The sequence below is a fragment of the Candidatus Beckwithbacteria bacterium genome, assembly GCA_012797845.1.
GTDB lineage: Bacteria > Patescibacteriota > Microgenomatia > UBA1400 > UBA1449 > JAAZOH01.
Genome location: JAAZOH010000038.1, coordinates 56,552 through 81,504 on the forward strand (window position 1 = coordinate 56,552; position 24,953 = coordinate 81,504).

At 35.1% G+C, this 24,953-nt stretch carries 28 protein-coding genes; 13 read left to right on the forward strand and 15 right to left on the reverse strand.

Annotated elements, in window-relative coordinates; translation table 11 throughout:
• Positions 1 to 5: 5 nt before the first annotated feature.
• Positions 6 to 1,115 carry an MFS transporter gene (locus GYA49_04740; protein NMC36324.1) on the forward strand — a complete coding sequence of 370 codons (1,110 nt, stop codon included), beginning with the start codon at positions 6 to 8 and terminating at the stop codon, positions 1,113 to 1,115.
• Between the two features lie 32 nt (positions 1,116 to 1,147).
• Here GYA49_04740 and GYA49_04745 read toward each other — a convergent pair whose 3' ends face one another.
• Positions 1,148 to 2,314, reverse strand: a complete 1,167-nt coding sequence (locus tag GYA49_04745) for an MFS transporter (protein ID NMC36325.1) — start codon at positions 2,312 to 2,314, stop codon at positions 1,148 to 1,150.
• 505 nt (positions 2,315 to 2,819) lie between these two features.
• Here GYA49_04745 and GYA49_04750 point away from each other — a divergent pair.
• Positions 2,820 to 3,290: a transcription elongation factor GreA gene (locus GYA49_04750; protein ID NMC36326.1), complete on the forward strand. Its 471-nt coding sequence runs from the start codon at positions 2,820 to 2,822 to the stop codon at positions 3,288 to 3,290.
• On the opposite strand, the gene GYA49_04755 is transcribed toward GYA49_04750, so the two are convergent.
• Both GYA49_04755 and GYA49_04760 read right to left on the reverse strand, forming a co-directional pair.
• Positions 3,276 to 4,655: a hypothetical protein gene (locus GYA49_04755; GenBank protein ID NMC36327.1), complete on the reverse strand. Its 1,380-nt coding sequence runs from the start codon at positions 4,653 to 4,655 to the stop codon at positions 3,276 to 3,278. The two genes, GYA49_04750 and GYA49_04755, sit on opposite strands and share 15 nt — an antisense overlap.
• A gap of 43 nt (positions 4,656 to 4,698) precedes the next feature.
• Positions 4,699 to 5,760, reverse strand: a complete 1,062-nt coding sequence (locus tag GYA49_04760) for a DUF763 domain-containing protein (protein NMC36328.1) — start codon at positions 5,758 to 5,760, stop codon at positions 4,699 to 4,701.
• A gap of 79 nt (positions 5,761 to 5,839) precedes the next feature.
• On the opposite strand from GYA49_04760, the gene GYA49_04765 reads away from it, so the two are divergent.
• Positions 5,840 to 6,679, forward strand: coding sequence for a hypothetical protein (locus GYA49_04765; protein ID NMC36329.1), 840 nt, complete (start codon positions 5,840 to 5,842; stop codon positions 6,677 to 6,679).
• A 47-nt stretch (positions 6,680 to 6,726) separates the two neighbouring features.
• Here GYA49_04765 and GYA49_04770 read toward each other — a convergent pair whose 3' ends face one another.
• Together GYA49_04770 and GYA49_04775 are read right to left on the reverse strand one after the other, a co-directional pair.
• The gene (locus tag GYA49_04770; protein ID NMC36330.1) at positions 6,727 to 6,993 is read right to left on the reverse strand and encodes a hypothetical protein; all 267 of its coding nucleotides are present in this window, start codon (positions 6,991 to 6,993) and stop codon (positions 6,727 to 6,729) included.
• A gap of 12 nt (positions 6,994 to 7,005) precedes the next feature.
• Complete coding sequence (locus GYA49_04775; protein NMC36331.1) at positions 7,006 to 7,602, reverse strand: hypothetical protein; 597 nt, start codon at positions 7,600 to 7,602, stop codon at positions 7,006 to 7,008.
• A gap of 115 nt (positions 7,603 to 7,717) precedes the next feature.
• Between GYA49_04775 and GYA49_04780 the strand changes: the two genes are divergently transcribed.
• Genes GYA49_04780 through GYA49_04790 form a run of 3 tightly spaced genes read left to right on the forward strand, consistent with a single transcriptional unit; the run spans position 7,718 to position 10,751 of the window.
• A complete protein-coding gene (locus GYA49_04780; protein NMC36332.1) occupies positions 7,718 to 9,592 on the forward strand; it encodes a tetratricopeptide repeat protein in 1,875 nt (624 codons plus the stop codon).
• The gene (locus GYA49_04785; protein ID NMC36333.1) at positions 9,592 to 10,044 is read left to right on the forward strand and encodes a hypothetical protein; all 453 of its coding nucleotides are present in this window, start codon (positions 9,592 to 9,594) and stop codon (positions 10,042 to 10,044) included. The genes GYA49_04780 and GYA49_04785 overlap by 1 nt, the downstream gene beginning before the upstream one ends.
• Positions 10,041 to 10,751 carry a DNA alkylation repair protein gene (locus GYA49_04790; GenBank protein ID NMC36334.1) on the forward strand — a complete coding sequence of 237 codons (711 nt, stop codon included), beginning with the start codon at positions 10,041 to 10,043 and terminating at the stop codon, positions 10,749 to 10,751. The genes GYA49_04785 and GYA49_04790 overlap by 4 nt, the downstream gene beginning before the upstream one ends.
• On the opposite strand, the gene GYA49_04795 is transcribed toward GYA49_04790, so the two are convergent.
• Genes GYA49_04795 through GYA49_04810 form a run of 4 tightly spaced genes read right to left on the reverse strand, consistent with a single transcriptional unit; the run spans position 10,748 to position 14,139 of the window.
• Positions 10,748 to 11,224 (reverse strand): NUDIX domain-containing protein, encoded by a 477-nt coding sequence (locus GYA49_04795; GenBank protein ID NMC36335.1) that lies wholly within the window; start codon positions 11,222 to 11,224, stop codon positions 10,748 to 10,750. The two genes, GYA49_04790 and GYA49_04795, sit on opposite strands and share 4 nt — an antisense overlap.
• Positions 11,225 to 11,233: 9 nt before the next feature.
• Positions 11,234 to 12,730 (reverse strand): phospholipid carrier-dependent glycosyltransferase, encoded by a 1,497-nt coding sequence (locus GYA49_04800; GenBank protein NMC36336.1) that lies wholly within the window; start codon positions 12,728 to 12,730, stop codon positions 11,234 to 11,236.
• A 27-nt stretch (positions 12,731 to 12,757) separates the two neighbouring features.
• The gene (xth, locus tag GYA49_04805) at positions 12,758 to 13,531 is read right to left on the reverse strand and encodes an exodeoxyribonuclease III (protein ID NMC36337.1); all 774 of its coding nucleotides are present in this window, start codon (positions 13,529 to 13,531) and stop codon (positions 12,758 to 12,760) included.
• Positions 13,532 to 13,533: 2 nt separating this feature from the next.
• A complete protein-coding gene (locus GYA49_04810; GenBank protein ID NMC36338.1) occupies positions 13,534 to 14,139 on the reverse strand; it encodes a hypothetical protein in 606 nt (201 codons plus the stop codon).
• An 82-nt stretch (positions 14,140 to 14,221) separates the two neighbouring features.
• On the opposite strand from GYA49_04810, the gene GYA49_04815 reads away from it, so the two are divergent.
• From GYA49_04815 to GYA49_04840, 6 genes are all read left to right on the forward strand, one after another.
• Positions 14,222 to 14,743 carry an NUDIX domain-containing protein gene (locus GYA49_04815; GenBank protein NMC36339.1) on the forward strand — a complete coding sequence of 174 codons (522 nt, stop codon included), beginning with the start codon at positions 14,222 to 14,224 and terminating at the stop codon, positions 14,741 to 14,743.
• Positions 14,740 to 15,393 carry an HD domain-containing protein gene (locus tag GYA49_04820; GenBank protein ID NMC36340.1) on the forward strand — a complete coding sequence of 218 codons (654 nt, stop codon included), beginning with the start codon at positions 14,740 to 14,742 and terminating at the stop codon, positions 15,391 to 15,393. The genes GYA49_04815 and GYA49_04820 overlap by 4 nt, the downstream gene beginning before the upstream one ends.
• A 63-nt stretch (positions 15,394 to 15,456) precedes the next feature.
• Positions 15,457 to 16,233 (forward strand): hypothetical protein, encoded by a 777-nt coding sequence (locus tag GYA49_04825; GenBank protein NMC36341.1) that lies wholly within the window; start codon positions 15,457 to 15,459, stop codon positions 16,231 to 16,233.
• Positions 16,234 to 16,274: 41 nt separating this feature from the next.
• Positions 16,275 to 17,735 carry a hypothetical protein gene (locus GYA49_04830; GenBank protein ID NMC36342.1) on the forward strand — a complete coding sequence of 487 codons (1,461 nt, stop codon included), beginning with the start codon at positions 16,275 to 16,277 and terminating at the stop codon, positions 17,733 to 17,735.
• Between the two features lies 1 nt (position 17,736).
• A complete protein-coding gene (locus tag GYA49_04835) occupies positions 17,737 to 18,531 on the forward strand; it encodes a glutamate racemase (protein ID NMC36343.1) in 795 nt (264 codons plus the stop codon).
• On the forward strand, positions 18,528 to 18,899 hold the full coding sequence (locus GYA49_04840; GenBank protein NMC36344.1) for a hypothetical protein: 372 nt from the start codon (positions 18,528 to 18,530) through the stop codon (positions 18,897 to 18,899). The genes GYA49_04835 and GYA49_04840 overlap by 4 nt, the downstream gene beginning before the upstream one ends.
• Here GYA49_04840 and GYA49_04845 read toward each other — a convergent pair.
• From GYA49_04845 to glgP, 4 genes are all read right to left on the reverse strand, one after another.
• A complete protein-coding gene (locus tag GYA49_04845; GenBank protein ID NMC36345.1) occupies positions 18,877 to 19,299 on the reverse strand; it encodes an EamA family transporter in 423 nt (140 codons plus the stop codon). The genes GYA49_04840 and GYA49_04845 overlap by 23 nt on opposite strands.
• 9 nt (positions 19,300 to 19,308) lie before the next feature.
• Positions 19,309 to 20,403, reverse strand: a complete 1,095-nt coding sequence (locus GYA49_04850) for a CapA family protein (GenBank protein ID NMC36346.1) — start codon at positions 20,401 to 20,403, stop codon at positions 19,309 to 19,311.
• 105 nt (positions 20,404 to 20,508) lie between these two features.
• Entirely contained in the window at positions 20,509 to 21,180 is a 672-nt protein-coding gene (locus GYA49_04855; GenBank protein ID NMC36347.1) for a hypothetical protein, read from the reverse strand.
• A gap of 1 nt (position 21,181) precedes the next feature.
• Complete coding sequence (gene glgP / locus GYA49_04860; protein ID NMC36348.1) at positions 21,182 to 22,828, reverse strand: alpha-glucan family phosphorylase; 1,647 nt, start codon at positions 22,826 to 22,828, stop codon at positions 21,182 to 21,184.
• Between the two features lie 144 nt (positions 22,829 to 22,972).
• Here glgP and GYA49_04865 point away from each other — a divergent pair, with 144 nt between their 5' ends.
• A complete protein-coding gene (locus GYA49_04865) occupies positions 22,973 to 23,722 on the forward strand; it encodes a hypothetical protein (protein ID NMC36349.1) in 750 nt (249 codons plus the stop codon).
• A gap of 16 nt (positions 23,723 to 23,738) precedes the next feature.
• Here the strand turns inward: GYA49_04865 and GYA49_04870 are convergent, their stop codons facing one another.
• A complete protein-coding gene (locus GYA49_04870) occupies positions 23,739 to 23,936 on the reverse strand; it encodes a hypothetical protein (GenBank protein ID NMC36350.1) in 198 nt (65 codons plus the stop codon).
• A 3-nt stretch (positions 23,937 to 23,939) separates the two neighbouring features.
• On the reverse strand, positions 23,940 to 24,953 hold a 1,014-nt coding region (locus tag GYA49_04875; protein ID NMC36351.1), incomplete at its 5' end, for a glucose-6-phosphate isomerase.

Here is a 24,953-nt window from a genome sequence, read left to right on the forward strand (position 1 = left end):
TTTGGTTGGGAATTTGGGTTTTTTACTACTTACGATTTACCGATTATGCAGGCATTGGCTTAATTGAGACAGTTCTGATTCTAACGATGACAATAGCAGAAATTCCTACTGGAGCTATTGCAGACTTGTTGGGCAAAAAAATAACTTTAACTGTAGCATTTTTGCTCATGGCTTTTGGTAATATTTTTATGGGTTTGACTCCTAATTTCCCAATATTAGTAATCAGCGTTTTTATAGCCGGACTTGGTGGTACTTTTGAATCAGGCACCTCAGAAGCCTTGATTTATGATTCTTTACTAGAAACAAAAGAAGAACATACATTTGATAAAGTGATTGCTAATATTAAGTCTATTCACCTGCTGGCTCCAGCTGTGACTGGAATTATTGGAGGCTTTTTATACGCACTTAATTTCAGACTGCCAATGTTAGCTTCTGGCTTTACTTATGGAATTGCTTTTATTATAACTTTCTTTTTACACGAACCCAGTATTGATTCTGAAAAATTTTCTTGGAGAAATTATATATTACAAACAAAACAAGGCATAAAACAGCTAAGTCAAACTATTGAAACCAAAAAAATCACTATCTTTTTGCTCTCAGTTGGTTTAATTGTGGTGATTACCAGTGAAATGCTTAATGATTTTTTAGCAGTAGAATTTAGTTTTACTCCTCAAGAGCTAGCCATTTTTTGGTCTATTTGTTATTTAGTTTCGGCTGTTATGTCACAACTGACACCAAAATTTATAAAACAATTTGGACTTAAAAAAACTGTTTTTGGGTTGGGTATTATTATTGCAGTTAGCCTTATCGTTTCTCCTATAGCCGGACTCATTTTAGGAGGATTTACTTTGTTTGTTCGAAATGGCTTTGGAGCCATATTTGAAAATGCAAGTTCAATAACTATAAACAGATTTACCTTGTCAAAATATCGGGCCACAACTATTTCCACTTTTAATATGTTTAAAAATATTCCGTATGTTTTAACAGCATATCTCTTTGGTAGTTTAGCTAATATTTATTCGGCAAAAACCAGTGCTCTTTTTTTAGGGATTTTATTGCTGACCTTCATTCTATTGCAGATAAATAGCATAAAAAGATTGCGAAAACCAAGCTGATTATACTGGGATACAACCAGCTTGGTTATAAATTAATCATCCCGAAGCGGACTCCGCAAGTTTGGAACCAGTAGTACTATGGCTGGCAAAAGTGCTATCAAAACCAAAGTCAAGTTTAGCGACTTAGTAGCTAAAAACCCAACTATCGGATTGGCAATAGCTGTAGCCAGGCGGATGTACATGGATAAAACTGAGCGCATGGTAGCTCGATTAGCTGATGGGACTAGCTCATGGAAATGACTGGTAGCAAAGTACACTCTGGTCAAGCCAAAACTGCCAGCTAAGACCAAGAATAAGACTACTCCAATACTACCAGGTAACAAGCCTCCAGCTACAAATCCCAACATAACTAAAACAGCAGTTAACCATAGGTATTTACTGGCCGATCCTACCAACTTTTCTAAGGTAATAAAGTTGTAGGATAGCAGCATTTCAATAGCTACGGTTCCGGCATGAAACAGACCAAAGTACTTGATTGGGATACCAATTTGGCTTAGCAATGGTTGGTACAGCCAAATGACAAAGTAAGCTGCAGCTGCCACTAACACTAGGTTTAAACTCAGCCGTCTTAACTTGCTGTGGCTGTTAAACAACCTGATGCTTTCAACTATAGTTTGCTTAGCCGATCTGATCTCTGATTGACCGTTCTTGTACTCTGGTAACTTGACCATAACTAGCAAAGCCAAAAACCAGGCCGAAGCAGTAAAAAGCTGTGGCGCGTTTAAGCCAAATGACGAAGCTATTGGTCCGCCCAATATAGCTGCAAAACTGAGGGCAAACATAGAAATAGCTTGGACTTTGCCAGTGACTTGCTTCATTTGATCTTGATGTCCCTCAGCTTTTAAGGCTTCATAGAGCCAAGCTTCATCAGCACCTGAAATGAGCGCCAATCCTAATGCTAAGGTGAACTCTGCCAACATAAATAGCCAAATATTGGGAAACAAGCTGTAGATGGTCATGCCAATAGCAAATAAAGCTGATCCCAAAGTCATTGAGAATTTTCGGCCATAGCGGTCAGCCACAAAACCAGTTGGCACTTCCAAAATCACTACCCAGATAGCAAACCAACTTTGCAGTAGCTGAATTTGGAATTGATTAATACCACCCCACTGCGTAAAAAACGGGATCAACACCGCACTCATAAAATGCAGTGAAGTCAAAAATCTGACTAGATAGTAAAGCTTAATTTGTCTAGACATAATTTCCTCCTTTGTGTAATATCTCTTAGCTTTCAAAGAGCTTGACAAAAAATCAGATTCCCAGCTGATAATTTTGCCAAGCAAACCTCCAAACACACTAAAAAAGCCTCCGGTTTGGAGGCTTTGTTGATCAAACTATATTACGGTAATTTTTAATCAGTAGCCTCCTTGTGTTTTAGGTAATCAACACCAAACACCATACAAATAAGGGTGTTTTCTGAGCGATTGGTTTGATAAAGACTACGTTTGCCTATCATATGACTAATTATTATAATATAATTATAGGATAATGCAAGAATACTTTATCATCCTGAACGAAGTTGAAGGATCTTTTAAATAAGATTTCTCGACAAGCTCAAAATGACAACGAAACTATATTTTTCATTTTACTTTGTTTTTAAATCTCTTGCCAAGTCTCAAATTGTCTTTTTTAATTACTTTTTATAATTATTTTGAAATTAGGCATATATTTGGTTATTAGCTATTTTGACACTATAATTAAGATGTGATTTCAAGACAACATCTTCCTAGATACGAATTTACCCAAGAAGGTTTTGATAAGCTTTTGCTTGAGCAAGAGCAACTGACTCAAAACCGGGTTGGAGCAGTCAAAGATTTAGCTGAGGCTCGGGCTATGGGCGATCTATCAGAAAATGGCTACTATAAAGCAGCTCGGGCCAAACTCTCCTCTATTGATTCGCGTTTAGGCCGGCTTAAACTCATGATCAAATATGCTGTGATCTTGGAAAGCAGCAAATCCGGGGCTGTTGATTTTGGTTGTAAAGTTACAGTGCAAGTTGGTTCCCTAAAGCGAGAATTTCAAATTGTGGGCAAAGAAGAATCAGATCCTTCAGCTGGGAAAATTTCTGGTCACTCACCGATTGGTCAAGCTTTGATGGGCAAGAAAAAAGGTGAGAAAGTTTTGGTACAAATTCCAGCCGGGGAAGTTGAGTATGAGATTTTAGTTGTGGAGTAAACAACTAGCACAATCAAAAGCTAATTTGGCTGTTTTTCCTTCAAAATCTAACCCTGTTAATTCATTAATACTCCCAATAATCCTCTTTCCATTTACTACAATTCCTAATTCTAAATTATAAGCATGACACATTGTTTGCATGCTTTGCATAAGGTTAATCATTTGTTCTCTTGTAACTCCTCTAGGCGTGCGAGTATGTAAATTTAAATCAAGGTTTTGAGCTTCTTTAATAGGATGCCTGAGGGCTTGTGTTGTAAGAGAAATTTCTTGTAAGAATCTGTTAAAAGCTGAAGGACGTGCTTGGGCAAAAGTTTTAATATCGGAATATGGTCCTTTTAAAGAATTCCATAAACAATATAGATCCTGCACTCCCAATAAAAGTATTGTATTCCAACTACTATAATCAATTGCTGTTGTTTGAGCTTCTAAATCATCAATAACATCGAGACATATAGAACAAAACACTTGCCTAATTCCAGCTTGGGAAAATAATTGAAGTTGTCTTGAAAGTGCTTCTGTAAGACATTCTTGTGTTGTTTGGCCTTGTGTATCAAATATATTATGATCTATATTGAGTCTTCCTTGATAAAATTTATATATTTTATGCATTAAACCAAGTTGAGCTTGATGAATGGTTGTGTCATTTACTTGTCCACGATTTTTAGCATCTTTGGCTAGCGAAAGAATATCAAGTTCTTCACCAGTTGATGCTGTTAATTTTCCAGTAATAATTTGTTGAATCAATTCTTGATTTATTCCTATAACACCAATAGCTCCAATACCCAAAGGATCTAATAATATATTTAGAAAATTACTTTTATCTGGTAATGTATTTCCTATTGGGATGTAAAAATCTGGGTGTCTATCAAAAACCAACCAACCAACTTGTCCAAGGTCAACGCCTGCTTGTTCTAAAGTATGGGCTAAGTAAGCATCATGACCATGATTTGAAGTTATAAAACACACACTTCTGTCTGAATTTGTATCCAAGACATCAGCGTAAAAAGTTGATAAACCTATCTCATTAACATTGGCAGGATAATTTCCACCTATGAGATTAATAGCACTATCTAAACCGTCTGGGGCTTTTTTAAGACCTTTAACAATTCTAATAATTTGAGATTTATCAAGTTGGGAACATAGATTAGTTTCTTCCAAAACAAGAGTAATCCAGCGTGAATCTTGTGTTGTGCATTCTTTTCTACATGCCTGAATTAAACCTAGATTTCCTCTAAACAAAGAAGGATTAAATACCTTTATAAGCTCTAATATAGGTAAAACGTCAGTTGCATCCCCTTCTAATCGAGGAGTAATTATAATTTCAGAATGTGGTCTTAAAGTCTCTCCTAATTCTCTATTTTTCATAGTAGTTGAGGCAGAGGAAGTTATTGTATCAAAAATATGAAAATTAGCTATAAAATAAATCTAATTGCTTGCTTGCCCGCTTTTTCTCTGAAATCGGGACTTTAGCTTTACTAATCGCTTTTCGCAAAATTTCAATATTTTGGTCATAAAGCTCCCTATCTACTGGATAAGGAATGCCATCTTTACCGCCATGAGCAAAACTGTATTGCACCGGATCTTCAAAAGATGGCTTGGCTCCGGCTAAAACTTCTGCTAAAAGCGTTAGAGCCCGTAAAGTTTTAGGGCCAAGATTAGGTGTCAGTAAAACATCAGAAAAGGTTTTAGCTTGCTCTTGGTAGGTTTGTAGTAGTACTTTTTCCAGATAGATAGGTTTGAGATCAGTAGTTTTGATATAGTGACGACTAGGCAAATCCAGAAGTACTAGTTTTTTCCACTCTTTCAAAATTTTATCTGGCTTTTCTTTGCTAATTTCAGTTATAGTTTGGCGGGAGCTGCGGCTTTTTTTTGCAACTAAGTTAAGTGGTTTGGTTTTAGTGTTACAAACTATGGCTTGATGAGGATTGTTAACAAAACTTTGCAAACTATCAGACAACCAATGATAACGGCGGGCATAACGGGTTTCACTATTCATCCCCTGCTGAACTACGGCCCAATTACCGTTTTTATCAAAAAAGAAATTATGGTGGTAGAGCTGAAAGCCATCTTGTAAAGCCGTATTGTCAACTTTAGCTGAGAGTTTTGAAGCTTTGATTAATCGAAGTGACTGCTTATTACCAGAGTTGGCAATTTCTTGTGGGGTTTTTCGGGAAGTGCCACCCTTACCGCCGCAGATAAACAGGCCCAGGTCCTGTTCTAAACCTTTAATACCTTCTTTCAAAGCGCCGCAAGTTGTGGTTGTCAGACCACTGCTGTGCCAGTCAAAGCCCAAAACACAACCCAAAGATTGAAACCAAACCGGATGAGAAATCCGGCGTAAAAATTCATGACTGCCATACTCACTAACAATAAAAATCGTAATTTCCCGGGACAAAGCTACCATCCGTTTGAAAAGCCAAGAAGGAGCTTTGCCACCATGAAGAGGTAGATTAGCAATGCCGGTTTTCATAAACTCATTTTAGCATTGCTTTTTTAGTTTGTATTTTCTCAACAAATATTCAACAAAAACTCATACTATTCTTTGGTATATGAAAAAAATAACCTTGTTAGTCTTCGCTATTATATTTTTAGTTTTACCTACAAGTGCCTATGCCCAGTGGGATGATTGTATGAAAGGTTTAGAAAATGATCCCTATCCCGGTAGTTGTGGCCGTTACATTGACACTGACGGTGATGGAATTTGCGATCATAGTCAACCAGCTCCTGAAGATAGAGAAACTACTATTAGTACTAGTAGTACAAGCGAAACCACAAATGCTGTGAGTGGAGTTGACCCCATGGAGTTAATTACTGGTGAGGATTTAAAATACAAAACTGTGGCTGAAGTTGCCCAGCTTTATCAGCTTAATCTTGATGAATTCATCAACGCTTTAAAAGAAAAAACTGGCATCAAGGCTATTTCGGCAAACACCAGCTTCATCTATTTGCATGACAACTATGGTCTTTCGCCTAATACAGTCAAAACTATTGCAACAGCTTTGTGGGAGCAAAACCAAGGAAACGCTCAAGCCTTGTCTCAGGTTCAGACCACAACTACTCAACAGCAAACTAAAAATAATTACTATTTTTTGCTCCTTAGTTTGGGTTTAATAGGAAGCTATTTGGTTACTTTTGTACTCTCTAGATTAAACATTATTTCTACTATTAAACATCGCCAGATTTGGAATATCTTTTTAAGTGCCACTTTTTTGGCTACCGGACTTTTAGGAATTTTACTAGTGCTACGACTTTCATATGGATTAGTTATTCCCCTACCTTTCAATATGTTGTTCTGGCATGTAGAAACCGGGATTGCTTTTACTATGATTGCTCTGTTTCATGTGCTTTGGCACATTCCTTACTATAAGAGCATTTGGCCAAAAAAATAGAGATCAAAATATATTTGATCTCTATTTTAAAATAATTGCCAATCTTTTTACTCTAAATCAGAAAAATCTTCATTCAGAATTTTAGTATTATCCAATTCTTGTTCAATAGTTTTTAAAGAAGTATCATCTGAAATTGGTTCTTGCGTTGCTTCTGTCTTTTCAGTTTGATCTTCTGAGTTTTGGCTCATTGATTGTTGAGTATTAGTATTTTGATTCTGGTTTTGACTACCCTGTTGTTTCATTGGTTGAGCAGTACAAGCAGTTAGAATTAGAGGGCTAATTATAAGAATGAAAGATAAAAGAATTTTTTTCATAAATTTATAGTGTTAATTAATAATACCGGCATCAATTTTAAGCTGAGCAATAGCTTCGTGAATAAGCTCTACAGTAGCTTTAAATTGTTCGCGAGTTTGTGTTGTTAATTCTCTGGCAGCACGAATTTGTTCATCCTGGCCTTCATTGCTAGTAATAGCGGCAAAGGCAGCCTGAGCTTCTTTGCTTGTAGCTGTTGCTTTATCTAGTTTGACCTGAGCTTCATCTAGTTTGGCCTGAGCTTCGGTCATATCTTTGCCGTTGTTGACTTCATTAGTAATTCTAGTTTGAATTTTGGCAATTAATTGACTTAGCCTAGTAATATAATTCTGAAATCGTTCCTGTAATTGTTCTCGATGTTTTTCAGCAATTTCTATACGTTTTTGCTGGCGGTTTTGTTGTGACTCCTCTAATTTATTTTGGATACTTTCCCGATGTTCCTGAATTTGAGTTTGGACTTGCTCTTTTTTCTCTAAAAACTGCTCTTGCCGATCTCTAAGATTAGCGGCGGCCGTAGCTGTGCCTCTGTTAACTGGCCCCATAGCTAAAGCGGTTTGGGCCGATAAAACAATTAAAAAGACTAAATTAAAAAAGATTAAGATTTTTTTCATATAAAATACGCTACTAAGTCACTCTTAGTAGTTTAGATTTGCAATAATTCTAACTAAATCTATTATTATTGTTTTGGGGCAGATATGCAAGTCTGGCCTAGTGTTACAATAAAGTATGGGTCAATCAAGAACAATAAAAACCAGTTTTTTGACTAAACTGCTAAGTAAAAAACCTTCTTCATTTGTTGTGATGGGAATATTTGTCGTCTTAACAATTGCATTATATGCTGTTTCTTTATCTCATGAATTTGTTTTAGATAGTATCCAACACATTGTTAACAATGTGTTTGTTCGAGACCTGAACCAGACTATTCAAAAATATGGTTTTAAAAATCCAAGATTTTTGGGATATCTAAGTTTTGCGCTTAATTATGAATTGGTTAAGCTTGATCCTTTTTTCTTTCAACTAACCAATATCTTGATTCATATTGCTAATGCCTTTTTAGTTTGGAAATTAGGCAGCGCTTTTCTTTCTTTACCATTGTTTGAAAAAACCAAATTCAAACAAGATAAAAACTGGTTGGCTTTATTACTGGCTTTACTTTTTTTGCTTCATCCTTTGCAAACTCAGGCAGTCAATTACATTATTCAGCGTTTTGTTTTACTAGTAACGTTTTTTTATTTGCTGACCTTCTATTTATTTACTCTCAGTTTTTTAGCTAAAGATAAAGCTATAAGAAATAGATTGCTTATAGCTACTGCCCTATCCATAATGATGGCATTTTTTTCCAAAGAAACTGCCTATACATTACCTCTTATGTTAGGAATTTATTATCTATTTTTTATTGTTTTCGATCTTGATTTTAGAAAGCTAATAAAATATGTCCCAATAGTAGGTGTTGTTTTGGGTGTTATGTGGCTTTTGTTTGATAAAGCCTATGATATAGCTACTGTATTTAAACCTCAATTATCTCCGGCTACCGGAGTTTGGTTGAACAGTTCCACCTACCTATTTACTCAATTTCGGGTTTTAGTCAAATACATACAACTGTTAATTTTGCCTTATTCGCAAAATTTTGATTACTACTTTCCACCCTCTCAAAGCCTTTTTGAACCATTAGTTTTACTTAGTTTAATAGTTTTACTGCTTATAATCAGCCTTGCCTACTTTTTATATAAGCAAAATCGATTACTCACATTTGGTATTGCCTGGTTTTTTATAAGCTTGCTAGTAACTTCATCAATTATTCCAATTAGTGATGTAATTGTTGAACATCGTTTATATCTGACGATGTTTGGTTTTGCCTTAACTTTGGTTTTTTCCGTCTATGCTCTAGTTAGAGAAAATATGGAAAAAACAATGATAATTTTTGTCCCAATCTTGCTGCTTTATAGTGGTTTAACGTTACATCGTAACTATATCTGGCGCAGTGATATTAGCTTATGGCAAGATGTTATCAAAAAAGCTCCGCAAAACTTACGAGCCTACAACAGTTTGGCTACCAGTCTGATCGAAGACGGCAAACTAAATGAAGCCAAATCATACCTGGAAGATATTATTACTCGTAATCCTAAATATGTTTATGGCTATAACAATCTTGGGACTATTGCGGAGAAACAAAGCAAACTTGATGAAGCACTTATGTATTACCAGAAAACTTTAGCTATTGATTCGGATAATGCTATGGCATTACACAATATTGGATCTATCTATTTCAAACAAGGCAATAGTACAGAAGCTGCTAAATATTTGGACAAAGCTGAGCAATTTATTGGAAACAATAAGGCTAATGCTAACGTTTATGTCAATATTGGAGTAGCTAAATTTAATGAAGGCAATTATGAAGCTGCATATCAAAGTTTTAAAACTGCTTTGGAATTAGAACCAGAAAATACCAAAGCTTTAAATAATATGGGCATAGTCTATGCTCAGAAAGGTGATTTGAACACAGCTATTGCCTATTTTGAAAAAGTTTTAAAACTGGATCCCAAAAACCGCGATGCTCAAAATAATTTACAACGAGCACTTAAACTAAAAGAAGGAAACTAATGATATTTTGGCAAAGTATTTTTATCATAGCTTACAGCTTATTTGCCCTATCTGGTTTTTGCCTAGGGCTTAGGCAAAGCAGCAAAAAACACAATGCGTTTGGTAATCATCCAATTTTTAATTTGATTGGCGCTTTTGTTTGGGGTGATTGCGTAGTTTTTGGCTTATTTTGGTTTTTAGTGGGGATTGTGGTTTTACTCTTGCAAAATTGGTGGCTATTTTGGTTGGCTCAATCGGCTTTTTGGTTTGTTCGGAGTTTTGGAGAAACGATATATTGGCTAAATCAGCAATACTCCCAGCGGATGCGTAATCCACCTCAAAAATTTTGGCTATTTAAAATTTTTAAAAATGAATCAGTTTGGTTTATCAATCAAATTGCTTGGCAATGTTTGGCAGTTGTTAGTTTGATTTTGACGATTTATTTTACGAATTTGTGGTTGCAAAGCTTATGAATACATATCACCAAGAATTATTATTAGAAATAAAACAAGAGGCTAAACAAAACCCAGTTTCTTCTAAGCACACAAATAGTTATTCAGGAACAAAAAACTATAGTTACCCCCTATCGAATCAGCAAAGACGAAATATTGTTAAACGATTTATAAAAAAACATAGCAATATAAGTGTTGAAACAATGATTGAACTACTTAATTCGTTATATGAAAGTAAGTCATATGATGAAAAAACTATGGCAGGAATGATTCTTGATACCGTGAAGCATTTGAAATCTCAAATCAAACCTGAATATTTAGATGTATGGCTTAATAATTTAGAAGGTTGGTCTGAAGTGGATTCATTGTGTCAATCTAAATTTGGTGCAGAAGACTTTTTGACTTATTGGATTGACTGGCAAAAACTGATTAAAAATTTAGCTAAAAATAATAATATTAATAAACAAAGAGCGTCTTTGGTCTTACTAACTAAGCCAGTTAGAGATTTAAAAAACGAGCAATTCAAATATTTGGCTTTAGAAGTTGTCAAAAAATTAAAAGATAGACGTGAAATTTTAATTACCAAAGCTATTTCTTGGTTACTTAGGGATATGATTAAAAACTATCGTCAAGAAGTTAAAAACTTTTTAATTTTATATAAAGATAGTTTGCCAAAAATTGCAATTAGAGAAACCAATACAAAATTAGCAACTGGGAAGAAAACTTAATACTTTTTTATAACTTCTTCAGTATCACTTATATTGATAATCAAATTATTTTTATCTTGCAGAAATATTTCCAAATCATTAAGCAGGCCTTTGATTTTGATATAATTTTTAGCTTCCACAGGAGTGACCCATTTATAATCAGAATGTTCAGGTGAAAGTTTAATTTTACTAGTTTTAGTAGTAGCCCAAAAGGTAATGCCAAAAATTTCTCTGTGAGCAGTTTTTTCGCCCCTATAAAAATGCCAGATTCGTAAAACTTTTTTAAGCTCCAAATCAGTCATACCAGTTTCTTCCAATACCTCTCTTTTTAATGCTTGTTCAAAACCTTCAAAATGATCAAGACGACCATAACCAAATTCCCACTCATCATTATTGAAATCATGAATTCGTCTAAGGATTAGAATTTTACCAGTTGTTTTGTGCTCGATAATAGCACCAACTCCGATCATAAAATGTCCGATCTTGTTGATCATAGTTTTATATTATAGTTGATAAACTAGAAAGTACTGATTTGGATCACCTCTTGGAATCCTCTTAACTTCTGCGACATTCCAAGTTTTGGGGATTTCCTGATTATGGTGGAGTAAAATTAAGGCTTTATTTGTTGATTGAGTTATAGATATTGGTAGTTGCTGTGGTAAATCCTTACCAAGTTCAAAAGCTGGTTCAATTTGATAAAGATTAGCTTTGTTTAAATAAAGTGGCAAACCGGAAGAAAGTAGGGTTTCATTTTCAGTGAAAATTTTGATAGGAATATTTTTATCTAAATAGTTAGTATTGATAAATGTTACTAGCTCATCAAAACCATAACCTGATGGCCAGCCTTCCAAATATTGCCAAGCTTCAATTTGAGGCAGATTGGCATGTCTAACATCAAAGAGCAGTTGATAATCTAGGCTTAAATTAGGAATTAAAACTAATATTAGTAGGCTAATTTGAAAAAACTTGTTTTTGACATAGTTCAAAAGATGATCAATCCCAATAGCTATTAAGATTGCAAAAGCTACAAAAGTAAATAGAAAGTAACGGGGAAAATACATTTTGGCAGTAATGATTTCAAAACTAATTGGCAGTAAAATCCAAGCAAGTAAAATGATTGCAGAAGTGGTTTGCTTTTTGGCATATAGATAAAAACCAAACAAAAACAAAATAAGCAATGGAACTTGATAATAAGTCAAAAGCCAAAGTAGCGTTGAATACACATTGTTACGCCATAAGCTTAAAGGCAGTTTGCTAAGTTCTGCAAAAGAAAGTAGGAAGATGCTGTTTTTAGGGCCAATGTTCCAAGTTAATGATGATATATATTGTAAGGCTTGGATAAAAAAAGCTACAACCAAAACCGTGCTGCTTTGTAAAATCAGCGTTTTTAATTGCGATTTTTTCAACTTTTTGCGATTAGAAATAAATAGTATTACTACTGAAAGAAGATAAAGAATGACAAAAAAATAGGCAATTGATTTGGTTAGTAAAGCTATTCCAAGTATGACTCCATTTAGTAAAGCAAATTGCCACTTTTGAGTTTTAAATTGCTTAAAAGTCCAAAGCAAAATTAAACTGGCCAGAAACATCAAAAAACTATCTCGCATCAGAATCCGGTCATAAAAAAGCGTAAAGGGGCTGATTAGATATAATAGTGCTGCAAGTAAGCCAATTTTATGATTGCCCAATTCTTTACCTAAAAAATATAAAGTGATCAAGGCTCCTAGACCTGAAAAAACAGAAATTAATCTGCCAGCTAGTAAAAAATACTTACTTCCCAACAGCCAACTTATGCTGGTTAGTAAAAAGAAAAACAGTTGTTGGCCATCAGTCAAAGAAATATCCCAGTACTTAGCTGGATTAGAGATAATTAATCTGGTCCAATTGAGATACAAAGCTTCGTCGTTGAAGATAGGTAAAACTTGGATATTAATAAGTCGAACTAGAACATACACAAAGCCTAAGGCAATCAAAATCAAACTTTTTTTGTTGATAGTCATAGGAAAAGTATAACAGAAGAATCAAAGTTATAGTTGAATTTCTATCCCGATTGGGCAATGGTCTGAACCCATGACTTCAGGCATAATAAAGGCATTGGTAACTTTGGGAGCAAAAACACTATTTACAAAAAAATAATCAATCCGCCAGCCGACATTCCGCTGCCTAGCTCTAGTTCTTTGGCTCCACCAAGAATACTGATCAGGTTTTTGGTTGAATACTCTAAATGTATCAATAAAGCCACTGGCTATGACTTTATCTAGCCAGGCTCTCTCCTCTGGCAAAAAGCCAGAAATAGTTTCATTTTCTTTGGGTCTGGCTAGGTCAATAGGTTTGTGAGCTGTGTTAACATCTCCACAGAAAATCACATTCTTTCCTTGCTTAGTCAGCTTGCTGACTGTTTCTAAAAACTCATCATAAAATTTCATTTTATAAGCAAGCCGTTCTTTCGAGGCTTTGCCATTAGGAAAATAGACGTTAAACAGCAAAAAATCATCGTATTCAGTCAGGGCTACCCGACCTTCCTCGTCTATGCCATCATACTTTAGGCCAAAACTAGCTTGTTTGGGTTTTATCTTGGTATATGTAGCCACTCCGCTATAACCAGCTTTAGCAGCTGAACTAAAATAACTATGGTAATTAGGAATATTTTTTAAACTTTTATCAAGCTGGTTAGGATTAGCTTTGGTTTCCTGTAAACATAAAATATCTGGCTGAACTTTTTCGAGCCAAGGGGCAAAGCCTTTTCTAGCAATAGCTCTAATACCATTAACATTCCAGGAAATAAGAGTCAATTTTGACATAATTAAAACAAACCGATTTGTTTACTATCATTATTTTCTTTTAAAGAAAAATCCAAAACCACTTTTTGGACTTGGTTCCATTTGTTTCTGAACTGAATTTCTCCATGTCGCACAATATAATCATACACATCTCGAGTTATGGCTACATCAGCTTCGCAGTAACTTTGCAGTTTTTGCAAGCTTTGAGGATCGCCTTTAGCCCAGTATAACACAGCGTTTAAGCCCTGATCAGTTTTAGTGTGTCCCAGGCTGTCTCGAGCTAAGGTGCTCAGCCCTACTCTTTTACCAAAATTTTTGTAAATCTGTTCTAAAATGTCAAAATGAGCTAAGCTTTTGAGATCAATAGAAGTGTATGGTTGGAGAGCTGGGACATCAAAATGAAGAGAGTTAAAACCAATAACCCGGTCAGCTTCTTTGAAATATTGCCACAACTTGTCAAAATCTTTTTCCCAAAAGCTTTGCATTTGCCCGCTAAGCTCTTGTTGATCTTGATCAACTTCGCGAATATAGGCTGAAACTACGGAAACACCTAGTTTTCCAGGGTCCTTGCTGCCCACATCGCTGAAAATCTGTTTGGTTTCGACGTCAAAGATGACTTGCTTTGGCATAAGGTATAAATTAGACTTGTTACAAAATTAACAACAAGCCTATTATTATAAATAGCTCAAGTTCTAAATTACAAATGCAAATATGAGTGATCAAGAGACAATTTTAATTGTTAATGAAAATGATGAAGTTGTGGGTTCAGCTCCGCGCAAGCAAGCTCAGCAACAAGGATTGTGGCATCGGATTGTTTGTGTTTATATTGTTAATTCTAAGGGAGAAATTTACATTCAAAAACGTGGTTCACAAGTTGATCTTTATCCCAATGTGTGGGATCATTCCTCGGCTGGTCATGTTGATAGCGGTGAAGACGTGGTTATAGCAGCTAAAAGAGAGCTTTTTGAAGAATTAGGAATTAAGGCTAAAAAACTAACTCAAATTGCCTACTATAAACGGCAAAGTCAGTATAAAGATCGAGTCTTAAATCGATACTGGTATTTATATGAATACCGATATGACGGGCCAATTAAGCTACAAAAATCAGAAATTAGCGAAGGTAAATTTGTGTCTCCAACTTGGCTTAAAAAAGATATAAAAGATTATCCAGACAAGTATACTGGTGGATGTAAGGAAACATTTAGGAACTATCTTATCTATCATAATTTATGAATCAAAAGATAATTAGTAAAACCAAAGCTTTTGTTAAAAACTATTTTGCTAAAGATACCACTGGTCATGATTATGCTCATACCTATCGAGTTTGGCAGATGGCTAGAAAGATTTATCAAAAAGAAAAGCAAGGCGATTTGAGAATTATCGAACTAGCAGCTCTACTCCATGATGTGGGTGACTGGAAAAAAAGCCAACAACTAGAATATGAAGGGGCCAGCCAAGTTAAAAAATGGCTAGAAAAACTAGCTGTAAAACAAGATGCAATTGATCATATTATTTTCATTTGCCAACACATTTCTTTCAAAGGCGCAGAGGTCGAAAATAAAATTACCAGTATTGAAGGCAAGATTGTCCAAGATGCTGACCGGCTCGAGGCTATGGGTGCTATTGGGATTGCTAGGACTTTTATATATGGCGGAGCAGTAGGGAGAAGTATGCATGATCCGACTAAAAAACCCGTTTTAGCTAGTAAATATATAATCCAATCCAAAGAACAAAGTACTACTATTAACCATTTTTACGAGAAACTGCTTCTACTTAAAAACAGGATGCATACCAAAACAGCTAAAAAACTAGCGCAAGGACGGCATGAATTTATGCAAGCATATTTAAAGCAGTTTTATAAAGAGTGGGAAGGTAAAGCATAGCTGTTTACAAGTTTTATAAATCCGCTTCTTAATTTATCTTTCAAAATCCCTTATTCTATTAGTATGACCAAAGTTAAGATTCCGCCAGTTCATCTTTTTTTTGTTCGCATATTTTTTAAAGTTATTAACTTTAATATCAAAAAAATTGGCTTACAGGGAACGTTTCAGAAGCTGGCTATTATTTCTTGTTCTAAATTTGACGTTATTTTTGAATCGCCTGAAGTAAAAAAAATTTTGATTGAAAAACCGGTAATACTTGTTTCCAATCATCCCCACGAATTTGACCCCTTTGTGCTCTTGGCTGGATTGCCAAAACGAAAAAAGCTATTTATGATTGCTGGATCTGACTTTATGGCTATTAATGTCTATTTGAATAAATATTTGATACCAGTATATGTGTATCATCATACAGATTTGAGAATTAAACAAAAGAGGCGCATAAGATATATGCGAAAATATCTTATTCCAAACAAATTTACGATTGAAGAAGCACATAAAAGAAATATCAAAAGTATTACACTTGCAAGTACAAAAATTAGACAAGGGGCTTTGGTAGCTATTTTCCCTGCAGGACCTCTTAATAAAAGTTGGTATAGTGGAGTTGGTTACCTTATCAAGCAAGCTAAAAACAAAGATCTTCAAGTTGTTCAAGCCTATATTAATGGAACTTCTGACTTGGACTATTTGCGATTTTTACCTCTAGTCGGTTTAATTTTGCCAAAGGTAAAACTGCATTTTAGCCTTTATAGGAAGTCTCAAAGTTTAATAAAGAAAGAACCTAAACAAATCGCTAAAACTTTGGAAGCAGATTATAATAAATGGATTAAAACACTTCATTGAAAAAGTCTCTCGACGAGTTCGAGATGACAAATTAAAAATGTATGTTTAAGATCAAAATTTGGCAGTTTTTTCTGGCCACTTTTTTACTTACCTTCATTCTCTTTTACCCTGCTTTAAACACTTTTAACACTCATGATGATTTTTTTCATTTCAATATTTCTCGAGCCGAAAACTTTAAAACTTTCTTAGATTTTTTCAATCCGACCAAAACTATTGATGGTTGGAATTTCTATCGGCCTCTGTCAACTCAAGCCTTTTATTTTTTAATCGCCACTGTTTTTACATACAATGCTTTTGGGGCTCATCTTCTGTTGTTTTTACTATTTTTTGCCTTGTTAGGATTAGTTTTTTTCTTTTTCAAAGAATTTACAAAGGATAAAAGTATTGCCTTTTTAGCTACTTTTTTTTACGGGATTTCAGCCAGTCACTTTGCTCATATATATTTTGTTGGCAGTCAGGAAATTATCCATGGCTTGTGTTATTTAACTGCCTTACTTTTTTGGACAAAGTTTGTTAAAAGCAGCCGACTTGTTTTTTTCTATTTTACTTTAGTAGCAACGATACTAGCTTTAACTGCTAAAGAGTTTGCAATCACCTTGCCATTTCTGATGATAGGGATTTATATATGGTTTAACTTGCAAAAAGAAAGCAGGCTAAAATTTAAACATATTTTTTTGGCTTTAGTACCTTTGTTTATTTTAGTTGCTATTTATGGCTATATTAAAATCATATTTCAAAATCCGGCTGGCTCAGACTCATATCTTTTGTATTTTTCCCCTAGAATTTTAGCCAATAGCTTGGCTTGGTATGGTTTATGGGCGTTAAATTTACCGGAAATGTTGGTTGATTTTATCTCCTTTGATGGCTCTATCAATCCCAATCTTTGGTTATTTTGGTCAAAACAAATTATTCCAATTTTTACTTTGTTTGGCTTAAGCTTCTTAATATTAATTTGGCAGTTTATACAAGCTTGTCGTAGGCAAAAAACCCAAACACTTCATTTACTTGCTTTTTGTGTTTTAGAATTTACCATCTATCTGGCTCCAGTTCTATTTCTGCCTTGGCACAAATTTGCAATGTATCTGACTATTCCCCTCCTTTTTGTTTCCTTATTTGTTGCTCAACTATTTTCTATACAAAACACTAAAAAAAGTTTAATAGCTACTTTCCTGATTGTTAATTTATTACTTTCCTGGAGCACATTACAGCTGACCCATCAAACTCACTGGATTAGTCAGGGGGCTCAGACTGCTAGGAAAGTTTACAATTTTATGAATCAAAACTATAAAGATAAAGCTGCAACAATTGCTTTTTATGATCAAAAAACAGATTTAGATCTACCCTGGTTACCATCACAGCAACTCAAAGTGATTTTATCTGATCAAAACTTTTTCAAGGTTTTTTATGATGGTACAATCAAAGCTCAGTATCTAACTGTTGATGAAGTAGCCAGTTCAACGGCTGCTATTAAAATTCCGGCCCGGCAGTTTTTAGGATATTAGTATGAATAATCAAGCTATTGGTATTTTTGATTCTGGGATTGGCGGACTGACTGTAGCTACCCAAATTGCTAAAGTTTTACCAAACGAATCATTAGTATATTTGGGCGATACAGCTCGAGTGCCCTATGGTACTAGAGGATCAAGCGTTATTAAACAATTTTCAAAAGAGTTAGTTACATTTCTCCTTTCTAAAAAAGTAAAAGCATTAGTGGTAGCTTGCAATACTATTTCAGCGGTAGCTTTGGAAGATCTTTTCAAAAATTGCCCTGTGCCAATTATCGGAGTTGTCAAACCAACTGTAGCCGAAGTAATCAAAACGTCCAAAAGCAAGCGGGTTGGAGTGATTGGCACTAAAGCCACTATTGCTAGCCAAATTTATAAAAAAGAAATATATGAACTTGATCCTTTGTTTCAAGTCTACCAAGTGGCGGCACCGATGTTGGTACCTTTAGTTGAAGAAGGTTTGCAAAATCATGGTGCTACCAAATTACTACTGCTGGAATATCTTGATCCGATTTTAGATAAAATTGACACTTTAGTTTTAGGTTGTACTCATTATCCACTTTTAACTCATACCATTAAAGAATTAATAAATCCTAAAATTACTATTGTTGAATCCGGTTTGCCAACTGCCAGAGCTTTGCAAGAACTTTTACAAAAAAAGCAGTTATTAGCCCAAAAAAAATCAGCACAATCCAAATTTTATTTTACTGATCTAACCGAGCAAACTAAAAAAATAGCTGGACAGTTTTTTGGCGGGCAAAAACCACAACCTATTGAGAAAATAAAACTATGAAAATTTACCTTGTTCACGCTAAAGATTTAGATTATCAAAAAATATTATACAAACCGATTATAGATTCTGAGCTTTGGCAAAAATATATTTGGACTCTACCCTATCTTAAATCTAACAAAACTAAACATTCCAAAGAAATTATTAAAGAAGCTGAATTGATAGTGGCTGAAGTTAGCTTACCTTCCACTGGTATGGGAATAGAGCTAGGGTGGGCAGAAATGTTTGGAAAACTGATTTTGTGTCTTCACCAAACAAGTAGCCAGCCTTCTCGCTCTTTGTACAAAATAACTGATAATTTTATTGCTTATAGTAATAGTCAGGAAATGCTTAAAAAGTTAGAAGATTTTATTTCACAAGTGCAATTATAAGTGTTCCGGCTGTCATCAAAATAGTTCCTAAAGCTACTGACCAAGTAATCTTTTCCTTTAAAAGCAGGGCTGCTAAGATAATCGTAAAAACTAGACTCATTTTGTCAATAGGTACCACCTTATTGGCATTTCCCAGCTGCAAAGCCCGAAAATAAAATAGCCATGACATGCCTGTAGCTAATCCAGACAAGATTAAAAACAGTAGAGTATATTTGCTGATACTGCCAAGCTGTTTGTATGTGCCTTGAGCAAAGACAATGCCCCAAGCAAACAGTAAAATTACCACAGTGCGGATAGCGGTAGCTAAATTGGAATTAACGTCTTTAATACCAATTTTTGCTAAAATGGCAGTCAGGGCAGCAAAGGTTGCTGATAAAAAAGCAAAGATAAGCCAGGTCATAAGATGATATTAGTATACAGAATTTTTTGGATTTAGTTTAGCCATAATGCGTTGTTTTTGATTTTGATTAGTTACAAAATGCGGTTGGCCGTAGTCATCAATTTGAACTGGGAAAAATTGCGCATCTATTAATTTATCATCATAAAACGTGTATTTGCCCACTACTCCTTCACGAGTTTCCTGAGACCACATTTGGTCAAAAATAAAATTGCCATGAGCATAAGTGATTAATTTGCCCTTATATATTTCCAGTGGCTGAACCCAGTGAGGATGGTTGCCAATTATCAAATCAGCGCCGTTATCAATAGCTAAATGAGCTAATTGTCTTTGATTGTCGGTAATTTGGGTAGTGTATTCTGTCCCCCAATGAAAAGTAACAATAATTACGTCAGCTTTAGTCTTAGTTTGAGTAATTTCTTTTCTAATTTTTTGAGGCTCTGCCAAACTAATGTCTGAGCCTGAATCCGGGACTTCGTTATAGCCTAGAAAAGCAAAACGTATTCCTCGCACATTTTTTATAGCTAGATTATCTTCAAAACCAGTAGTTTCAATCCCAGCTTGATTGAGTAAGGCTTCAGTTTGTTCCAAGCCGTCTAAACCATAATTACCAGTGTGATTATTGGCCAGATTAGCTACATCCACTCCAGCAAAAGTTAAACCTTGAATATGACGTTGATCGCCACAAAAGTGCATCCCTTCATCAGTTAGTTGACAATTTGGGATAAGTGGCGTTTCTAGGTTGATAAAAGTAACATCAGCTGTTTTTAAAAAATCAGCAGTTTTAGCAAAGGCCCAAGTAAAATCATTGGCTTTTAATGTTTGGGTATTAACAGACCGAGCCGGGATAACATCGCCAGTAACTATTAGTGTTCTGAGTTTTTGAGCTGATAAGGTAGCTGTCCAGTCATGATTGTCATTTAAAATTTGATTGATAGATGGAACTTGAGGGCTGTATAGAATTTGAGTTGGAGTAGGGTTGATTGTAAAGTTTGGTTTTAAGATAATTGGGCTATTTTGATTTTTTTTAAAAATGAAAAAAGAGCTGAGTATTGAAATGGAAAATAAAATAAATAAAATAAGAACGTTTTTAAAAAGCGTTTTCATAAAATTTCTCCTGCCAAAATTATTGTGAAATAAGTATTGCGGGCAGGCGATTTTGCTCAAAAAATGTAAAATTAGAATAAATATTTCAAGATTTTATAACTATATTTAAGTGATTTGCCAATCAAGTTTTGCAATTTGTTCACTATTAAATCCATTTTTTGGATCAAATTTAATTTCTGTAAATCTAATATTACTTCTTTCTAATAAATCAAATAAAGATCCCATGCTATCACCTTCTTGCCAGCTTTGATAAATATTATTTATTTGTGTATTTGGTTGACGTTGGATTAATAATAAAGAACAAATTCCCTTTTTAGGGATAAAAAAAATACCTTCAATTAATGATTGATTATATTTATTAGATTGATCAGCCCACACATCGATATCACTTGTTGATAGCCCGGTATATATAAAATCTCCATTATGTCGCTGGGGATGCGTGTGGATTGTAATTGCAGGTTTTGCATCAAAATCCTTTAATCTTTCTAATTCACTAGTAATAAGCTTTTCAATATCTGTTGATTCTGATAGATAATCAAAAAGAGCAATACGTTTAGGACTTCTTTGCACATGAGAGATATGCAAACCATCATTAGCTAGACTAATAGCTAATCCGGATTCTGAAATGTTTCTACGAGCATGAGAAACCATTTCATTAAATCTTTCAATAAATTCCTGAGAAGATAGTAATTCTGATAATGGATACACACCATCTTTATTTTCAGATTCTGAGCTATGGTTTATGTGTGAAGTTTGATTGTCTGCAGTAACTAACATCTTAAATGTTATTATACAGCTTCTCTTTATACTCATTAAACATCCTGGTAGCGCTAAAACCACCAGAAAGCTCAATAGATTTTTTCATACGAGTAAGCCATTCTAGTGGTACGCCCTGATCGTCCCGTCCGTAATACATGGGTTTTATTTCATTATCTAAATACGTATAAAGTGATGAGGTAATATGTATAGGATCAAGAACCCAGCCTAGACCATGCCAATCAACTTCAGCTGACCAGCCATCTTTGACCGTACATTGCAGGACCCCATTGCTAATAGCCTTCATGCCGGAAGTACCTGAGGCTTCCATACCCATCACGGGAGTGTTGAGCCAAACATCACTACCTCTGGTTAATTTTTGAGCAATTTCAATATTATAATTGGGGATAAACAAAGCATGGCCAGATAGTTTAGTCTTCATATAATGAATGGCTTCTTGGAGAAGCATTTTGGCTTGCTTGTCTTTAGCATGAGCCTTACCGGCAATCAAAAGTTGGACCGGTCGACTTTGATCTTTTAAAATTCTTTCGAGTTGATCGACGTTGCCAAATAACTCATCAGGACGTTTATAAAGGGCAATTCGTCTAGCCCAGGTAATGATGAGCATATTAGGGTCAAAACCAAACCCAGTTTTTTCCAGTAAATAATCAACCAACTCTTGTTTTTTCTTGAGATGTATTTGCCACAAATCATTACCATCTTTATTACAATCTCTGATTTCTGGATCTTGCCAAGTCGGCATATGAACACCATTAGTGACATTGGTCCAGTTATATTCTGGCCAGTGTTCTTGAGAAAGTTTGCTATGAAGTTGTGATACCCCATTAGCTCGAGTTGAAGTATTTAGGGCAAAACGAGTCATTACAAAATTGTCAGGATTGTCCTGTATTCCTGGCTCTAACAGCGTGTCGATACTAATACCCATTTTGTCAGCATAATATTGGCCATACGTTCGTAAAATGTGAATGTTGTAGCTCTCATTCCCAGCTGAAACCAACGTATGATTAGTATAAACAGTTTTCGCTTTAGCTCTTGCTGCGGCTTCTTTATAAGGAATGCCATGGGTTTCCATATAGCTGCGAATCAGTTGCCAATGCAAGAAAGCCGGTCGGCCTTCATTGAGATGGTAAATACTAGGATGGATCCCAAGGGCGTGTAGTAGTTTTACCCCGCCAATACCTAAGATCAGCTGTTGCTTCATGAGAGCTTCTTCAGAGCCAAGATATAAGGCATGAGTAATACTACGCTCAGAGAGCTCGTTTTGGTCAGTTTCGGTATCCAAAAGATAAAGGGTAACATTATGAGCAAAAGTTTTTTTCCAGCAGCGTGCCCAGACATTGACCTCTGTCAAATGAATACGTACAAAAAAAGGCATATCGTCAACATAGACATGCTCAAGTCCAAGCGAAAGAGGATCAAAGTGATAATCTTCTTCGGTTTGAAGACCCTCGGTAGAAATCGCTTGGACAGCTTGTTCACCTCTATAAAGTAAGCCAACTCCTACAAAAGGAAAGCCTTGATCAGCAGCTTCTTTAACAGTATCACCAGCTAAAACTCCTAAACCACCAGCATAAGTAGGAATATTGGTATCAAAACCAAATTCAGCACAAAAATAAGCAACTGGATGTTCTTGATTAATTTCGATCATGGGCAGGTAGAGCTATCTACAATCAAACAATAAAACACAAATATTTCTACTTATTTAGGATAGCAGTAAATTAAGCAATGAAGCAACTGTCAACTTAGTTATCGCTACTTTTATTCTGTAATTATTTACAATAAAATTCAGTATATGAATGAATCCTTAAGTATAGCCTTATCTAATCAAGTTGAAAAAAATCCCGATCTTGGGACAGGAATAAGATTAGAGTCAATCAGAAGTAAAGCTAGTTTTATTGAAGCGCAAAATACAGGTTTACATCCAGGTTTTCTTGAAAAAGCGGAAACAGTTGTAGGAAATATATCCATTACTGAGGGTTTAGATTTTGATCCAAACAATATTAGAACTCAAGGATTTCTTCTTCGAGATGAAGAAAAAATAATCGGGACAGCTTCGTTCGCAATTTTGCCAAGACCAGCAATTGGACAACAGAGATATTTCAAAATGAGTGAAAAAGGTTTATATATTTGTGACTTTTCTTCTGTAGGAGGAGGAGAAGTTGATTTTATTTTTATGCCTTCATGGGCAATGTTGTTGCCAGAATATCGGTCAAATACCGGCATTGCAATTGGAGGATTTAGATTATTTGAAAAAATCTTTAATATAGTTTCTGACAATATCCCAGAAGGTAGAAATGTTTGGACTGAAACTACGGCTAGAGGAATGTTTGAAGATTCAGCATTTCTTGCAAAGCTATTAGCTTCTAAGCTAGTTGGCTCTTTTGTTCCTTTTTCAGAGCTTCCTTTTAAGCCAAATATTGTTGGATTGGCAAGACAAGAAAGTGTATCAACAGTAAAAATGGCTCGGTTATTAGGTATTACAAGAATCAATGATCTTAGCTCTCCATTTTCCTTGGGCCCAGTCTTTGCAAAACAACTTTAAATTAAAATAAGGTATTCTATATCTCCTCTTCTTCAATCCGAATAATATTGTGCAGAGGCATAATGGTTTTATTTTTGCCATTTTTGTGAGTGATTTTTATACAAAAATCCTCAATTATATAGCTATCCTCTGGATCGAGAACCATTTTTTTTAACCATTCAAAATCAGAAAAATTTTCTTTTCTTTGCTCAAAAATAATAGTAACTTTTTTCATATATTAAAAAGAAAAATTAATAACATTTTTACTAATACTTTGCTTCTTTTTCTCTATCTCCTTAGCCTTATCTTCAAAGCCTTTACGGCCTAAAAGCCCATACATGTATTGTTTCCCAAATTCTACTCCAGGTTGATCAAAAGGATTAATCTCTAGCAAAGCGCCAAAATAAACCACGGACAGTTCAAAAAATAGAATCAAAGCGCCAAGGTGCTTAGTATCCAGTTGCTCGATTTCAATACAAGCTGAAGGCCGGTCGTTATTAGCCAGACTATATCTGGTTGCTTCACATTCGGCTTTGATAATGGTACTCAATTTAGTTTTATCAAGATAGGCAAGTTCTGGGGTATCACTAATGCTAATTTCACTATCGTGCTGATAGTTTTTAGCGGTAATAAATAAAAAGGTATTGAGCCATTTGCCCTGATTATAAAATTGGACTTGAGAGTGTTGATCAGCTGGGCCAACAGCTTTGATTGGTAGTACTCCCCTACCTTCTTTGCCCAGGGATTCGGCCCAAAGCTGGCGGAACCAATTGGCAAACAGTTCCATCCGCCAAATGTAGGGCATTAAAACTACAGTATTAATACCTTTTTCTTTTTGAAAAAGATATTGTGATAAAGCAATTTGCCAGGCTGGATTTTGATTGGGATCTTTTGATAGATTATCAACTAGTTGCTTAGCTCCAGTCAAAAGTTCGGTCACATTGATCCCCATAGCCAAAGCCGGAAATAAACCAACAGCTGAAAGAACTGAAAAACGGCCGCCCACATCATCTGGAACAGGCAAAGTTATGATACCCAGTTTATCAGCTTCAGCCCGTAAAATTCCCTCTTTCTGATCAGTCGTAAACACAAAATGTTTTGTCCAATCTTGGCCTAATTTTTCACTAAAATATGTTTTGAAAAAGGCATAGGCTGCAGCAGTTTCAGTGGTGCTACCTGATTTAGAGATGACATTAACTACACACTTTTTAGGATCAATATAACGCAAGAGTTGATGATACTGCTGCGGGTC

Excerpts from the sequence above, each read along its gene's own strand:
- GYA49_04845 (NMC36345.1), bottom strand. The coding sequence starts at position 19,299 with ATGACCTGGCTTATCTTTGCTTTTTTATCAGCAACCTTTGCTGCCCTG.
- GYA49_04835 (NMC36343.1), top strand. The coding sequence starts at position 17,737 with ATGAATAATCAAGCTATTGGTATTTTTGATTCTGGGATTGGCGGACTG.
- GYA49_04745 (NMC36325.1), bottom strand. The coding sequence starts at position 2,314 with ATGTCTAGACAAATTAAGCTTTACTATCTAGTCAGATTTTTGACTTCA.
- GYA49_04855 (NMC36347.1), bottom strand. The coding sequence starts at position 21,180 with ATGTTAGTTACTGCAGACAATCAAACTTCACACATAAACCATAGCTCA.
- GYA49_04775 (NMC36331.1), bottom strand. The coding sequence starts at position 7,602 with ATGAAAAAAATCTTAATCTTTTTTAATTTAGTCTTTTTAATTGTTTTA.
- GYA49_04810 (NMC36338.1), bottom strand. The coding sequence starts at position 14,139 with ATGCCAAAGCAAGTCATCTTTGACGTCGAAACCAAACAGATTTTCAGC.
- GYA49_04830 (NMC36342.1), top strand. The coding sequence starts at position 16,275 with ATGTTTAAGATCAAAATTTGGCAGTTTTTTCTGGCCACTTTTTTACTT.
- GYA49_04765 (NMC36329.1), top strand. The coding sequence starts at position 5,840 with ATGAAAAAAATAACCTTGTTAGTCTTCGCTATTATATTTTTAGTTTTA.
- GYA49_04850 (NMC36346.1), bottom strand. The coding sequence starts at position 20,403 with ATGAAAACGCTTTTTAAAAACGTTCTTATTTTATTTATTTTATTTTCC.
- GYA49_04800 (NMC36336.1), bottom strand. The coding sequence starts at position 12,730 with ATGACTATCAACAAAAAAAGTTTGATTTTGATTGCCTTAGGCTTTGTG.
- GYA49_04755 (NMC36327.1), bottom strand. The coding sequence starts at position 4,655 with ATGAAAAATAGAGAATTAGGAGAGACTTTAAGACCACATTCTGAAATT.
- GYA49_04865 (NMC36349.1), top strand. The coding sequence starts at position 22,973 with ATGAATGAATCCTTAAGTATAGCCTTATCTAATCAAGTTGAAAAAAAT.
- GYA49_04780 (NMC36332.1), top strand. The coding sequence starts at position 7,718 with ATGGGTCAATCAAGAACAATAAAAACCAGTTTTTTGACTAAACTGCTA.
- GYA49_04790 (NMC36334.1), top strand. The coding sequence starts at position 10,041 with ATGAATACATATCACCAAGAATTATTATTAGAAATAAAACAAGAGGCT.
- glgP (NMC36348.1), bottom strand. The coding sequence starts at position 22,828 with ATGATCGAAATTAATCAAGAACATCCAGTTGCTTATTTTTGTGCTGAA.
- GYA49_04820 (NMC36340.1), top strand. The coding sequence starts at position 14,740 with ATGAATCAAAAGATAATTAGTAAAACCAAAGCTTTTGTTAAAAACTAT.
- GYA49_04870 (NMC36350.1), bottom strand. The coding sequence starts at position 23,936 with ATGAAAAAAGTTACTATTATTTTTGAGCAAAGAAAAGAAAATTTTTCT.
- GYA49_04825 (NMC36341.1), top strand. The coding sequence starts at position 15,457 with ATGACCAAAGTTAAGATTCCGCCAGTTCATCTTTTTTTTGTTCGCATA.
- xth (NMC36337.1), bottom strand. The coding sequence starts at position 13,531 with ATGTCAAAATTGACTCTTATTTCCTGGAATGTTAATGGTATTAGAGCT.
- GYA49_04770 (NMC36330.1), bottom strand. The coding sequence starts at position 6,993 with ATGAAAAAAATTCTTTTATCTTTCATTCTTATAATTAGCCCTCTAATT.
- GYA49_04815 (NMC36339.1), top strand. The coding sequence starts at position 14,222 with ATGAGTGATCAAGAGACAATTTTAATTGTTAATGAAAATGATGAAGTT.
- GYA49_04785 (NMC36333.1), top strand. The coding sequence starts at position 9,592 with ATGATATTTTGGCAAAGTATTTTTATCATAGCTTACAGCTTATTTGCC.
- GYA49_04795 (NMC36335.1), bottom strand. The coding sequence starts at position 11,224 with ATGATCAACAAGATCGGACATTTTATGATCGGAGTTGGTGCTATTATC.
- GYA49_04760 (NMC36328.1), bottom strand. The coding sequence starts at position 5,760 with ATGAAAACCGGCATTGCTAATCTACCTCTTCATGGTGGCAAAGCTCCT.
- GYA49_04840 (NMC36344.1), top strand. The coding sequence starts at position 18,528 with ATGAAAATTTACCTTGTTCACGCTAAAGATTTAGATTATCAAAAAATA.